This window comes from Rothia sp. HMSC08A08 (genome assembly GCF_001808385.1).
In the GTDB taxonomy this organism is placed as follows: domain Bacteria; phylum Actinomycetota; class Actinomycetes; order Actinomycetales; family Micrococcaceae; genus Rothia; species Rothia dentocariosa.
The window spans coordinates 1-12,927 of sequence record NZ_KV793063.1 but is presented as its reverse complement, the minus strand read 5'-3'; the positions used below and the strand labels follow the sequence as shown (position 1 = coordinate 12,927).

The window sequence follows — 12,927 nt, the reverse complement described above, 5'->3', positions numbered from 1 at the left end:
ACTCTAGATGCAGGTCATGAGAGCCAGTGATAAGCCCCAGCTAGCTGGCCGGCAACCCTCCTCCGCGGTGGGGTGCCCTGGGTGAGGACCAGGCGTTGAACACAAAGTACAACGCAAGCGCGGGACCGATGTGCCCGATTCTGGTACATCGTTTTTTCGTTTGCAGAGAAGAAAGCCTAAGAGCTCTGTACCGAAATCGGCATGCGGCCCCCTGAACTATTACAAGGAGCTTCGCATGAGCAACACTACAGTCCCGACTCCCGCCAACCCCGCCGGTTGGAAATTTGAAACCCGCCAGATTCACGCGGGGCAGGCACCGGATGCTGCAACGGGAGCTCGGGCGTTACCTATCTACCAGACCACCTCGTTCGTTTTCGAGAACGCAGAACAGGCCGCTAACCGTTTTGCTCTCACAGAGCTTGGGCCTATCTATACCCGTCTGAACAACCCCACCCAAGAGGTTATCGAAAACCGCATCGCATCCCTTGAAGGGGGAGTGGGCGCGCTTTTGCTGGCCTCAGGCCAAGCGGCTATTACCTATGCGATTCTCAACATTGCGGGTGCGGGCGACCATATCGTGGCTTCCCCCTCGATCTACGGAGGAACCTACAATCTACTGAAATATACGCTTGCCGACCTCGGCGTTGAAACTACGTTTGTTGAGAACCCGGACGACCTGCAGCAATGGCGCGATGCGGTTCGCCCCAACACGAAACTCTTCTACGGAGAAACCGTACCTAACCCCCGGAACGATGTGCTCGACATCGAGCCTATCGCCCAGATCGCCCACGACAATGGCGTTCCCCTAATCGTCGATAACACTGTTCCCACTCCTTACCTTGTGCGCCCCATCGAATTTGGTGCGGATGTGGTAATCCATTCCGCCACGAAATATCTGGGTGGGCACGGCACCTCAATTGGCGGTGTTATCGTGGACTCCGGGAATTTCGACTATGGTGCCAATCCCGAAAAGTTCCCCAAGTTCAACGAGCCGGCACCTGGCTACCATGGTCTAGTTTATGCCCGTGACTTAGGCAAAGACTCCGCCTTCGGTGCTAACCTTTCCTATATTCTCAAGGCGCGAGTATCGCTTCTGCGCGACACCGGGGCGGCGATCTCTCCAACCAACGCCTTCAACATTGGTATCGGTCTGGAGACTCTTTCCCTGCGCATCGAACGCCATATCGAGAACGCGACCAAGGTTGCAAACTGGTTGGAGGAGCATCCGCTGGTCGATCAGGTGATCTGGGCCGGTCTGCCTTCATCGCCCTGGTACGAGCGAGCCCAGAAGTACCTGCCGAAGGGGCCGGGCGCCGTCATAGGATTTACCCTTAAAGACGCCGACCTGGAACAGACCCGTACCTTTGTGGACGCCCTGCAGCTGCACTCCAATGTGGCGAATATCGGCGATGTGCGTTCGCTTGTTATTCACCCTGCATCCACCACCCACTCGCAGCTTTCTGAAGAAGAGCTAGAGGCAATCGGTGTGAGCAAAAACTTTGTGCGCCTCTCTGTAGGTATCGAAAATATTGACGATATTATTGCAGATCTTGAACTGGGCTTTGCGACTCTGAACGCCTAACCTGCACCGCCGCGACCGGGCTGCACAGTAAGTGCCCGGTCGCGGTATCGGCCATTACCAACTACCGGTTACCCAGGAGAAAACATGACGGAAAATACCGTACACGCCACCTATCTGTCGCAGCTGCAGTATCCCAGCGCTCAGGGGTACCTGCGGCAGATGGCGATTGGTGATTTCACCCTCGAAAACGGTACCGTGCTTCCACAGGTGAACATTGGCTACGAGACGTGGGGGACTCTTAACGAAGCTGGGGACAACGCGATTCTTATTCTGCATGCCCTTACCGGCGACACCCATGTCTCGCGAGGGATTCCCACATCGGATATGCCTGCACCCAGTATCCGTGCGGTCGAAAGTGATGGTTGGTGGGAAGGTATTGTGGGGCCGGGCGCGGTGGTCGATACCACCAAATATTTTGTGATAGCCCCCAATATCCTGGGCGGATGCTACGGCTCAACCGGCCCGGCAAGCATCGTACCCGAGGGATACCCGGGCGCCGGAAAACCCTGGGGGTCACGCTTCCCTCACGTCACTATTCGCGACTCGGTACGAGCCGAAGCCGAACTTATCGCCCGGTTGGGGATTAAGAGTTTTCACCACGTCATCGGCGGATCGCTCGGCGGAGCACGCGCTATCGAATGGGCGGCAACCTTCCCCGAGCTGGTACGCGGATGCGCGGTCATCGCCGCCGGCCCCGCCGCCACTGCCGAACAGATTTCCTGGGCGCACACCCAGAACCTCGCCATCCGTGCTGATGCCAATTTTGCTTCCGGCGACTATTACGGGGGAGCGGCACCCACAGCCGGGCTCGCGCTGGCGAGGCGCATAGCCCATACCACCTACCGCAGCCCAGCAGAGTTGGAGCACCGCTTTGGGCGGCAGGCAAACCGCGGAGAATCCACCGACGGCGGGTCCATCGGTGAGAACCGCGGACGATATGCGGTCGAAAGCTACCTGGACCACCATGGCGATAAGCTCGTTGAGCGTTTCGATGCCAATAGTTACCTTGCCGTGAACGAGGCGCTGATTTCACACGATGTTGCACGCGGGCGCGGCAGCCTCTCGCATGCGCTTGCGCTCAGCGATTGTAAGTGGACTATCGCCGCCGTAAGCACCGATCGCCTGTTTTTCCCGCACGAATCGTACCGTCTGGCGGAGGCGCTGCCGGTTCCCGTAAAGGTCGATATTATCGAATCCGACCACGGACATGACGGTTTCTTAGTCGAATCCCGCCAGTTGGAGGCGATTCTCGCTAAGGCTCTCGGAGTCCCGGTTCCCGAGCGAGAGCGTGCTGTCGATGAAGAAAAATCCTTTCAAGATATAGCTGCTCTTTTCGGTTCGCCTCTTGAAACACAAAAACAGAACTAGCTTTCGTTTTTTTATATATCTGAACATAGAAACCGTACATAAAAGCCTTGTGAGGACTATATTTCGGCGTGAAATAAGTCCCCACAAGGCTTTGTGTACGGTACCGATATTTGTGAATGGACGAGGTTAGCACCAGGTCACATTCTCGGGGTCAAGGCCGTGGGCGCGGGCATTCTCGTAGATGATGTCCCGCAGCCAGACAGCCAGTCCCGCAGCGAGCTTCTCGTAGTGCTCGTTGAAACGGGCGTCCTCAACATAACCGCGTGCCAGAATTGCGTGCTTGGCGGGGGTTACCTCGAAGAAGAAAAGTGAGGCGCGGTGCCGCTCGGCAAGCGCATTCGCTTCCTCACTGCCCGGCTGCACGCCACGAGTGAAAGCCTCGACGAGGGCTTGCTCAACTGCGTCAAGCTCCTGCTTGCCCTTCACCCAGTCGGTGCGGCTCATGGCCGCAGTACGGCGTTGGTATTCAGCCCAATCGTCGGTGTGCCCGTAACGTTCCTGCGCTTCTTGCTCACGTGCGGGGCTGAACCCGTCTCCCATAATTTCTGCTTTTTCTGCAGCGGTGAGCTGTTCGTTCTTAGGTGCCATTGCATCCTCCAAAAGTTGATCTAGTGTTGTTAGCATGCGCTCATAGGCGGCCATTTTGCGCTGGAGCATATCTCGCTGGGCGAGTAGATGCTCGGTGCTGTTCGCTTCGTCCTGCAGTACGCTGCGAATGGTTTCAAGGCTCATGCCAATGGCGCGATACCCCATAATGACGGTGATGCGCTCAAGATCGGCATCGCTGTAGTAGCGGTATCCGTTGAGCTCATCGTGCGCGGGGCTGATCAGACCCCGCTGTTCCCAGTGGTGAAGCGTGCGCACGGTCAGCCCGTGCAGGGATGCAGCCTCTCCTACGGTGTACTCGTGCTGCCCGCCATCTGGTGTAGTGTTCGCGTCCATGTTTTTACTGTAGATCCTGACGTTGGGTGAGGGTCAAGCCTTGAGCGGAAATCTATTTCGGTTGTTTATGGCAGGCTCCTCGGTAAGATGAAGATATGAGTGAAAATACGTACATTGTCGAATATTCCCGACCCGAGGAGGAACGCGCCGGAACCCACTTGGTGCTTCTGCTGCACGGGTACGGTTCGCATGAGAAGGACCTGCTGTCACTGGCTGAACATCTGCCGCAGGAGGGTATCACCTATGCTGGGATGCGCGCCCCGCAGCCGGTAGGAACTCAGTTTTCGGCGGACACAACCGGTGCCCACATTCCCGCCGAGGCCACAGGTTACCAGTGGTACCCACTGGATCAACAGCTCAATGCGGATGTGCGGACCATAGAACAGGCCAGCGACTACGTGCTGGAGTGGGTCGAGCAGCAAGAACCACACTACGCTTCAGTCTCGCTGGTGGGGTTCTCGCAAGGCATGGCGGTGGCAACTTCTATGGTGCGGCATCGCCCAGGAAAATTTGCTGCACTGGTGGGGCTCTCCGGATACGCGGTCGAATCGGACTCTCCTTATTTCAAGGATGACGAGCTCAAAGCCACCGAGCTACCCGTTTTCTACGGCAGGGACCAGGAAGACCCTATTATTCCGCAGCCCTTCGTGGATTACACCTACGAGTGGATTCGTGCGTACACCGACGGCATCAAAGTTCTGTATGCGGGCGCCGGGCACGGGGTAAGTGCCCTGGAAATACGGCACGTAGGCGAGTTCATCGACGTGAAGGTACTGGGAAACGCGCCCCGAATCCGTGCCGAAAAAGTTGCGGATGCAGCGGGTAATGCTGGGGCATCAGAGCAAGGGTCAGCTGACTAAAAGGACCTGAATAACGCATCTTGGGTTGTGTAACGCACCTTCCGGCGGTGCGTTACACAACCCAAGATACGTTATTGGGGGGAGGAGGAAGGATAGAAAACCTAGTCCTGAGCCACCTGCGCACTTACCCCATTGAAGCTCACCGTATCGCCCGGATGCAGCTGCTTGCCCCGCGCCTCCTCAATATGCCCATTGACCTTCACCAGCCCATGCTGGATCACCTCGCGCGCCTGTGCACCGTCTTCGACCAGATTAGCCAGCTTCAAAAACTGTCCCAGACGAATCATTTCGTCACGAATATAGATTTTCTCCATGTCACCAGTGTATCGGCGGGAGGGCGCCATGTGCGGCAGTCATACTAACCCGCCACGTGTTCCTCATATACACGCTCTAACTTAAACACTGTCTACCGTTGCCCAGAAACTACAGGTAACGCAGGCATGCAATGATACTCTAGTATCTTGTACTTGTGACCGTATATCCCGGCGCTTACCGCGCGCGGAAGAACACTGAACTCACGCACGCCACAGCCGGTGGCGGGGCATAAAGGAGTAAACATGGCAGAAAAGTCCACTCTCGACAACGTTATTGCGCTCGCTAAGCGCCGCGGCTTCGTCTTCCAGGCGGGTGAAATCTACGGCGGTTCCCGCTCCGCATGGGATTACGGTCCCCTCGGCGTGGAACTGAAAGAAAATATCCGTCAGCAGTGGTGGCAGCGTTTCGTGCGTTCACGCGCAGACATGGTCGGGCTGGACTCTTCGGTAATCCTGCCGCGCCCGGTGTGGGAAGCATCCGGGCACGTGGCAACCTTTATGGATCCGCTGGTGGAATGCCTCTCGTGCCACAGGCGCCAGCGCCAAGACCACCTGATCGAAGCCTTTGAGGCTAAAAAGGGGCGTGCGCCCGAAAATATGGGCGAGGTTGTCTGCCCGAACTGCGGCACACGCGGCGAATGGACCGAGCCGCAGAACTTCTCAGGGCTGCTGAAAACCTACCTGGGACCTGTCGATAACGAGGAAGGGCTGCATTTTCTGCGCCCCGAAACCGCGCAGGGCATCTTCGTAAACTTCAACAATGTGGTGACCGCAGCCCGCAAACGTCCGCCCTTCGGTATCGGGCAGATCGGTAAGGCATTCCGCAACGAGATTACCCCCGGCAACTTCATCTTCCGCACCCGCGAATTTGAGCAGATGGAGATCGAATACTTCGTTCATCCCGACGAAGCAGATAAACACTTTGATGCATGGGTTGAAGACTGCTGGAACTGGTTTGTTGACTTGGGCATTAACCCCGACAACATGCGCCGGTTCGATGTTCCTGAGGACGACCGTGCGCACTACTCGGCGGGCACCATCGATATCGAGTACCGTTTTGGTTTCCAAGGCGGCGAATGGGGCGAACTCATGGGTGTGGCAAACCGCACCGACTACGACCTGGGCGTGCACAATGAACACTCGAACGCGAAGCTCGAATACTTTGATCAGGCCAGCGGCGAACGCTACGTACCCTACGTCATTGAGCCTTCATTCGGCCTGACACGCTCCATGATGGCGTTCCTTGTCGATGCTTACGTTGAGGATGAAGCCCCGAACACTAAGGGCGGCGTCGATAAGCGCGTGGTGCTCAAACTCGATCCGCGTCTGGCACCGGTGAAGGCTGCCGTTCTGCCCCTGTCGAAGAAACCCGAACTCTCCGAGCCCGCCCACAAGTTGGCAGCCGATCTGTGCGGTGCCTGGAATATCGACTACGACGAGGCGGGGGCTATCGGTCGCCGCTACCGCCGCCAAGACGAAATCGGCACCCCGTTCTGCATTACCGTAGACTTCGATACTTTAGAAGATCAGGCGGTCACCATCCGTGAGCGTGACACCATGAGCCAGGAGCGCGTGGCACTCGATCAGGTGAAGGCATACCTGGCGGCGCGTCTGGCCATATAGATTCTTTTCAATATGTACATGGGCGGGGGTCTCTGCAACAGAGAGCCCCGCCGGTATTTTCACTCAGTCACTTGGATCTGGTGCAGAACCTAGCCGATACGTACAATGGTGAGAACCCTATCCTCGCGGTGAAACCCGCGCATCCTGTGGAAGAAAGGCATCCCATGAACACCTACGAATTTCGTCCCTGGCGCGAAGGCGACGATTTGGAACTTCTGCAGGTGTGGGGAGATCCGCGAAGCGAACAGGAGGCGCAGCAGCGCGCATCGTTCGGAGAGGCCTCGGACGCACCTTTTAGCCGAACCCTTGTGGTCACCGACTCGGGTGTGCCTATCGCCGCTGGTGTGGTGACTGCGTCGCTTCTGCACCCACAACGCCTGTGGACCTATCTTGAGGTTGCCGAAGGGCACCGCCGCGCCGGGTTAGGTACCGAGCTTTTAGACCGGCTGCGTGAGATCGCCGCCGAAAACGGGCAGGTTCCGAACCTCCGCGTGAAGCTGGCACCATTTAGCACCGGCGAGGAATTTGCCCAGGCAAAGGACATGAAAATGATTCAACGCTCGCGCCTGATCCATATTGATGCGGGCGCGATTCCGCCGGTGCCCCTGCGCGAGGATGAGAACGGCAAACCCACCCAGGCAATTGAGGATTTGGCGACCGGCTCGGTTGAGCTGACCTCGAAACTCTGGGAGTTCTACCGCGATTCACATGATTGGGATGTTCCCGCCGAGGTCGGGTTAGGGACCGTAAACCGGTATTTCCTCTCGGACGAGGCACGCGCCTTCGGGGCGTTGGTACTGCGCGATAACATTCAGCAGGCTGAGAAAGAGGGGAAGAAAGGCGAAATCATTGCCTTTGCGGTGAGTTATCACCCCTTTGAGACTGACCCTGCTGCCGCGCTGGTCGATGAGAATACCTCAACTGAGGTTTTGCTCGGATATGACATGCAGAACGAAGGCGCGGTCGAGGCTATTATGCAGCTTCTTTCGCTGTTGACGGCGCAGTACCCGGTGTTGGTTGAGGTAGACGACTCGATGACTGCTCTCGTAGAGGTAACCGATGCTCTTCTGCGTGCCGGAACCGCGAGCGTGGAAGGCGACCCAACCTATATTTACGCAAGCGATTATCCGGGTGCCGCTTCCTAAAGAACAAAGTGCCCAGAAGAGGCCCTAGAAAACTCGCAGCGTGAAGGCTTGACAACCTTGCCGAACGCTGACCGGTGCGCCTGTCGTGAACCGGGGTAGGTGCATCCGTGCCGATTTGCGTGTGTATGCCACAATATAGAGGTGAATTCTGAAGCCTCCCACCTGAAATTACCGCCGCTGAACCTCGGTAAACTGACCGTTGAAACGCCTGTAGTGCTCGCCCCGATGGCGGGCGTGACGAATAAGGCGTTCCGTCGTCTGTGCCGCGAGTACGGTGGTGGATTATATGTGACCGAGATGGTGACGGCGCGCGCCCTCGTGGAACGCAAACCCGAGTCGATGCGTATTATCGAACACGACGCAGATGAGCAGATTCGTTCCATCCAGATTTACGGGGTAGACGCGGTTAACGTGGGTAAGGCTATTCGGCTGGTCGTAGAAGAAGACCGTGCGGATCATATCGACTTGAACTTTGGGTGCCCGGCGCCGAAAGTCACAAAACGCGGCGGCGGCGCGGCGCTTCCGTGGAAAACCGATCTCTTCACCGCGATTGTGCACACAGCGGTCAAAGAAGCATCGCGCAACGATATTCCCCTGACCATCAAGATGCGTAAAGGTATTGATGATGACCACATCACGTTCCTTGAATCCGCTAAGATAGCCCGGGATGCGGGTGTCGCTGCCATAGCCCTGCACGGGCGCACCGCTGCCCAACACTATTCGGGAACAGCGGACTGGGACTCCATCGCGCAGCTTCGCGAGGCGATTCCAGACGTCCCCATCTTAGGCAACGGCGATATTTTTGCTGCCGAAGATGCCGTGCGCATGGTCGAACAGACCGGTGTGGACGGCGTGGTGATTGGGCGTGGTTGCCAAGGGCGCCCGTGGCTTTTTGGCGATCTGCAGAACGCTTTTGAGGGTAGTACCGAGCGTATCCGACCTACTCTGAGTGAGGTTGCCGCAATGATTTACCGACATGCCGAGCTGCTTGTTGAGACTTTTGCGGATGAGTACAAGGGACTGCGTGAGATCCGTAAACATGTTGCCTGGTATTTCAAGGGTTACCCGGTGGGCGGTGAGTTGCGTGCCAAGATGGCGACCGTACCTGATTTAGCGACTTTCCGTGAACTGCTGGGGCAGCTTGATCACAGTATCGGGTATCCGGGGGCTGCGGTTGAAGGTTCGCGCGGCCGGGCCGGGAGCCCGAAGAAACCGCATCTGCCGGATGGGTGGCTTAATTCTCGTATTTTGGGGGATGCTGAAAGGCTGGGACTCGTGGAGGCGGAACTCGATATCTCGGGCGGATAATCGGTCGGAGTTTGTCGTAGTCTGATAAAAACATTGCGTCTGGGTGAAATAGTGCTTATATAGGTAGTAAACAATGTGCCAGACGCACCGGGAGCAGGAACGGAGGAGCGATGACTCGCATTGCCGAAGAAGGGCAGGAACGTTGGGAATGGAACCTGCCCGCAGGGTACACCCCCGACGATTCGGAACGCTGGGTGCCCGAAATACATCCGTTCCGGGATCGCACCCCCTTTGAACGCGATCGTGCACGTGTGCTTCACTCCTCTGCGCTGCGGCGTCTAGGCGCTAAAACCCAGGTCATGAACCCGGATACAGACGATTTCGTGCGTACCCGTCTCACTCATTCCCTTGAAGTCGCCCAGGTCGGGCGCGAAGTGGGCCGGATGCTCGGATGCGATCCAGACGTAGTTGATACTGCTTGCCTCTCTCATGACCTGGGGCATCCGCCCTTTGGACATAACGGTGAACGTGCCCTGAACAAGCTCGCCGCTCATATGGGCGGGTTCGAGGGCAACGCCCAAACCCTTAGGCTGCTCAGCCGCCTTGAGCCGAAAGTGATCGCCGAACATGACGTATCTGCGGGGCTGAACCTGACACGAGCATCCCTGGACGCCACCTGCAAATATCCGTGGACGCGCACAGATGCACCACGTCGCGCAAATGGCACCCAAACCCACAAATTCGGTGTTTACGAGGATGACCTGCCGGTCTTTGAATGGTTCCGCGAGGGCGCGCGTGACGCCGGGGTAGAGTCCCAGCGCAAATGCCTGGAAGCGCAGGTTATGGACCTTGCCGACGATATTTCATACTCGGTGCACGACGTTGAAGATGCAGTCTTCGGCGGGCATGTGCAGTTAGAACAGCTGCGTGAGGCGAAGCATCGGCAGGCCGTCTTCGACATGACTCGCCAATGGTATCTGCCCGCCGCTACTGACGAACAACTGGATGCGGCACTCAGCCGTTTAGAGACCCTGAACCGGTGGGTTCCGTGCATGACCGGTTCGCGCGCTTCCCTAGCCCAGTTCAAGGGACTCACCAGTAAACTCATCGGTCGTTTCGCCTGGAGCGCCGTGGAAGCAACCCGCGAACGTTATGGGCGAAACACCCCGCTAACCCGCTACAGCGCCGAACTGATCGTACCGGAAGATACCCGAGATGAAATCGCCGTCATGAAGGGGATCGCAACCGCATTCGTTATGACGGTGCGCGACGCCCAACCCCACTACGAACACCAGCACGAAATACTGGGTATCCTAGTCGAAGCACTATACGAAGATTCCCAGCGTGCATACCCTCAGTACATCGACAGCATCTTCAGAACGGACTACGCGCAGCTGGGGACTCATGACGACGACGCACGCCTGCGCCTCGTTATTGATCAAGTGGCATCCCTAACCGACAGGTCGGCGGTTGCGCTTTACACCCGCATCAACGGAACCCCCTGGATGCTGGGAGAGAAGCCCTTGTGGTAGCCGCAGCCTTCCATGCGGCAAAGACAAGACAGAGACCCCGTGCATAGACGGGCATGAAATACCTTCTAAAACTGCTATTACAGCACGGTGCAGCAGAAATGAGACGATGGCTGGACTAATCCGCAAAGAAGACATTGATGAAGTACGCGCCCGTACCGATATCCGCGAAATCGTTGAGGGATACGTAACCCTCAAAGGTGCAGGTATCGGCGCGTACAAAGGGCTGTGCCCGTTCCACGACGAACGCACGCCCTCCTTCAATGTGCGCCCGCAAATGGGCACCTACCACTGCTTCGGATGCGGAGAATCCGGTGACGTCTACTCCTTCGTCATGGCGATGGAACACACCGGGTTTACCGAAACCGTTGAACGCTTAGCGGCGCGTATCGGATACACCCTGCACTATGAAGGTGGAAACCCGCGAGACAGGTACGAAGCAAGCTTGCGCCGTCGACTTCTCGACGCACACAAAATCGCCGCAGAGTTCTTTGAACGCAGCCTCTACTCAGCGAACGCAGGGGAAGCACAACGCTTTCTCGGAGCTCGCGGGTTCGACCCAGCCGCCACCAAAACCTTCGGGGTCGGATACGCCCCCCGTGGCTGGGACAATCTGCTCAAACATCTGCGTTCCCAAGGATTTACCGATGAGGAACTGCGCGCTACCGGTATGTTTTCTGAGGGAAACCGCGGCCTCTACGACCGTTTTCGTGGGCGCATCATCTGGCCCATCCGCACCGTAGCGGGCGAAACCATCGGATTCGGGGCACGCCGTCTCTTCGACGACGACCAAGGCCCCAAATACCTCAACACCCCCGAAACGCCGCTATACAAAAAATCGCAAGTGCTTTACGGCATCGACCTCGCCAAACGTGAGATGACCAAAACCAAACAGGTCGTCATCGTCGAAGGCTATACCGATGTTATGGCGGCACATCTGGCAGGCATCAAAACCGCCGTAGCAACCTGCGGCACCGCCTTCGGTGCAGGGCACATTAAAGTGGTACGCCGCATGATCACCGATGACGGCTCCGGCGGAGAAATTATCTTTACTTTCGATGGCGATGCCGCGGGACAGAAAGCCGCGCTCGCAGCGTTTGAAGAGGATCAGCGTTTCGTGGCACAAACATACGTGGCGGTCGCCCAAGAAGGTATGGATCCGTGCGATCTTCGCCTGCACAGGGGCGATGCGGCGGTACGATCCCTTATCGCCTCTCGCCGTCCGCTCTTCGAATTCGTCATCGACACAACCCTCAAACGCTTCGACCTGACCACCCTAGAGGGGCGTGTGCTGGCGATGCGCGCCATCGCGCCCATTATCGCCGGGATCAGGGACCGCGACCTGCGCCCGGCCTATATGCGTAAAGTCTCTGGACAGCTCGGTATGGAACTTGAGGAAATACAGCGTGCGGTCGCCTACGCCCAGCGCCATCCGCAGCAGAAAAAGCGGTACGAACCGGTGGCTCAGCAGCCCCAAACGCCCCGGTATGAGCAGGTATCTGGATACGGTCAGCAGGCTCCGCAGAACTACTCAGCTCAACCGTGGAACGCATCTGCTGGAAACCCTGCGTATCAGCCAGAAGGATCCGCGAACCCCGGAAATACTATGCCAGACACTCACAGCGATACTAGCGTGGCAAATACCGCCGGGGGAGAGCCAATACTCGCCCCCGACCCTGCCGACCCCGTGGCTCGTCTCGAAAAGGCCGCACTCGAAATCGCCCTGCAGCATCCTCACTTGATGAGCGTATCCCAGTGGCAGGAATTCGCCCGCGTAGAATTCCGCTACCGTATGCACCGCGAAATTTCTCGCGGCATCATACACGCGGCCTCCACGGTAGCGCCCGCTGCCGGGGTTGAATGGCTCAACGTAGTGCGTTCCGGTACTATCGCCGAGGTACACCCCGCAATCGCCGAACTGAGTGTAGCGGCATTGCCCATAGCCCACGAAGAGCACCTCCCCAGGTTTATTGAGGGTACCCTCAACAGTCTCTTTATCCACCAGATCACCCGACAGAAATCCGACCTCATGATGCGCCTGGAGCAGCTCAGTTCGGCCTCTGACGGTGAAGAGTATGCGCACGTGCAGCGAGAGCTTTTAGAGCTTGAAATGCGCCGCAGAACACTCACAAAAAACTAGTAAGGTACATCACTATACCCTAAGTTGCGGAGGCAACAAACAGCCGGTATAGTTATTACTCGTTGCGGATAAACGCCGTAACGGGATAATCCCCCGTAGCTCAATTGGCAGAGCATTCGACTGTTAATCGAAGGGTTACTGGTTCGAGTCCAGTCGGGGGAGCTTATTAAAGGGCC

10 protein-coding genes, 1 tRNA gene and 1 riboswitch are annotated in these 12,927 nt (G+C 57.3%); of the genes, 9 read left to right on the top strand and 2 right to left on the bottom strand.

The window, feature by feature from the left end; all coding sequences use genetic code 11:
* Nucleotides 1-12 precede the first annotated feature (12 nt).
* A riboswitch (SAM riboswitch) is annotated at nt 13-126 on the top strand.
* A 109-nt stretch (nt 127-235) separates the two neighbouring features.
* Nucleotides 236-1,582 carry a bifunctional o-acetylhomoserine/o-acetylserine sulfhydrylase gene (locus HMPREF3164_RS04350; RefSeq protein ID WP_070449145.1) on the top strand — a complete coding sequence of 449 codons (1,347 nt, stop codon included), beginning with the start codon at nt 236-238 and terminating at the stop codon, nt 1,580-1,582.
* 84 nt (nt 1,583-1,666) lie between these two features.
* A complete protein-coding gene (locus HMPREF3164_RS04345; RefSeq protein WP_070449142.1) occupies nt 1,667-2,950 on the top strand; it encodes a homoserine O-acetyltransferase MetX in 1,284 nt (427 codons plus the stop codon).
* Between the two features lie 126 nt (nt 2,951-3,076).
* Here the strand turns inward: HMPREF3164_RS04345 and HMPREF3164_RS04340 are convergent, their stop codons facing one another.
* On the bottom strand, nt 3,077-3,892 hold the full coding sequence (locus HMPREF3164_RS04340) for a MerR family transcriptional regulator (RefSeq protein ID WP_070449140.1): 816 nt from the start codon (nt 3,890-3,892) through the stop codon (nt 3,077-3,079).
* 95 nt (nt 3,893-3,987) lie between these two features.
* Between HMPREF3164_RS04340 and HMPREF3164_RS04335 the strand changes: the two genes are divergently transcribed.
* Nucleotides 3,988-4,752 (top strand): alpha/beta hydrolase, encoded by a 765-nt coding sequence (locus HMPREF3164_RS04335; protein WP_070449139.1) that lies wholly within the window; start codon nt 3,988-3,990, stop codon nt 4,750-4,752.
* 101 nt (nt 4,753-4,853) lie between these two features.
* Here the strand turns inward: HMPREF3164_RS04335 and HMPREF3164_RS04330 are convergent, their stop codons facing one another.
* Entirely contained in the window at nt 4,854-5,066 is a 213-nt protein-coding gene (locus HMPREF3164_RS04330; protein WP_070449212.1) for an RNA-binding S4 domain-containing protein, read from the bottom strand.
* Between the two features lie 243 nt (nt 5,067-5,309).
* On the opposite strand from HMPREF3164_RS04330, the gene HMPREF3164_RS04325 reads away from it, so the two are divergent.
* The 6 genes from HMPREF3164_RS04325 (at nt 5,310) to HMPREF3164_RS04300 (ending at nt 12,913) form a co-directional block, all read left to right on the top strand.
* Complete coding sequence (locus tag HMPREF3164_RS04325) at nt 5,310-6,689, top strand: glycine--tRNA ligase (RefSeq protein WP_070449137.1); 1,380 nt, start codon at nt 5,310-5,312, stop codon at nt 6,687-6,689.
* 80 nt (nt 6,690-6,769) lie between these two features.
* Nucleotides 6,770-7,834: a GNAT family N-acetyltransferase gene (locus HMPREF3164_RS04320; RefSeq protein ID WP_070449135.1), complete on the top strand. Its 1,065-nt coding sequence runs from the start codon at nt 6,770-6,772 to the stop codon at nt 7,832-7,834.
* Nucleotides 7,835-7,975: 141 nt separating this feature from the next.
* Nucleotides 7,976-9,142 carry a tRNA dihydrouridine synthase DusB gene (gene dusB, locus HMPREF3164_RS04315; RefSeq protein ID WP_070449133.1) on the top strand — a complete coding sequence of 389 codons (1,167 nt, stop codon included), beginning with the start codon at nt 7,976-7,978 and terminating at the stop codon, nt 9,140-9,142.
* 110 nt (nt 9,143-9,252) lie between these two features.
* Complete coding sequence (locus tag HMPREF3164_RS04310) at nt 9,253-10,614, top strand: deoxyguanosinetriphosphate triphosphohydrolase (protein WP_070449131.1); 1,362 nt, start codon at nt 9,253-9,255, stop codon at nt 10,612-10,614.
* Between the two features lie 106 nt (nt 10,615-10,720).
* A complete protein-coding gene (dnaG, locus tag HMPREF3164_RS04305; protein WP_070449129.1) occupies nt 10,721-12,751 on the top strand; it encodes a DNA primase in 2,031 nt (676 codons plus the stop codon).
* A gap of 89 nt (nt 12,752-12,840) precedes the next feature.
* A tRNA-Asn gene (locus tag HMPREF3164_RS04300) sits at nt 12,841-12,913 on the top strand.
* The last annotated feature ends 14 nt before the right edge of the window (nt 12,914-12,927 follow it).

Coding starts and splice junctions, on each gene's coding strand:
- HMPREF3164_RS04330 (WP_070449212.1), bottom strand. CDS start 5,066: ATGGAGAAAATCTATATTCGTGACGAAATGATTCGTCTGGGACAGTTT.
- HMPREF3164_RS04345 (WP_070449142.1), top strand. CDS start 1,667: ATGACGGAAAATACCGTACACGCCACCTATCTGTCGCAGCTGCAGTAT.
- HMPREF3164_RS04335 (WP_070449139.1), top strand. CDS start 3,988: ATGAGTGAAAATACGTACATTGTCGAATATTCCCGACCCGAGGAGGAA.
- HMPREF3164_RS04350 (WP_070449145.1), top strand. CDS start 236: ATGAGCAACACTACAGTCCCGACTCCCGCCAACCCCGCCGGTTGGAAA.
- HMPREF3164_RS04340 (WP_070449140.1), bottom strand. CDS start 3,892: ATGGACGCGAACACTACACCAGATGGCGGGCAGCACGAGTACACCGTA.
- dnaG (WP_070449129.1), top strand. CDS start 10,721: ATGGCTGGACTAATCCGCAAAGAAGACATTGATGAAGTACGCGCCCGT.
- HMPREF3164_RS04310 (WP_070449131.1), top strand. CDS start 9,253: ATGACTCGCATTGCCGAAGAAGGGCAGGAACGTTGGGAATGGAACCTG.
- HMPREF3164_RS04325 (WP_070449137.1), top strand. CDS start 5,310: ATGGCAGAAAAGTCCACTCTCGACAACGTTATTGCGCTCGCTAAGCGC.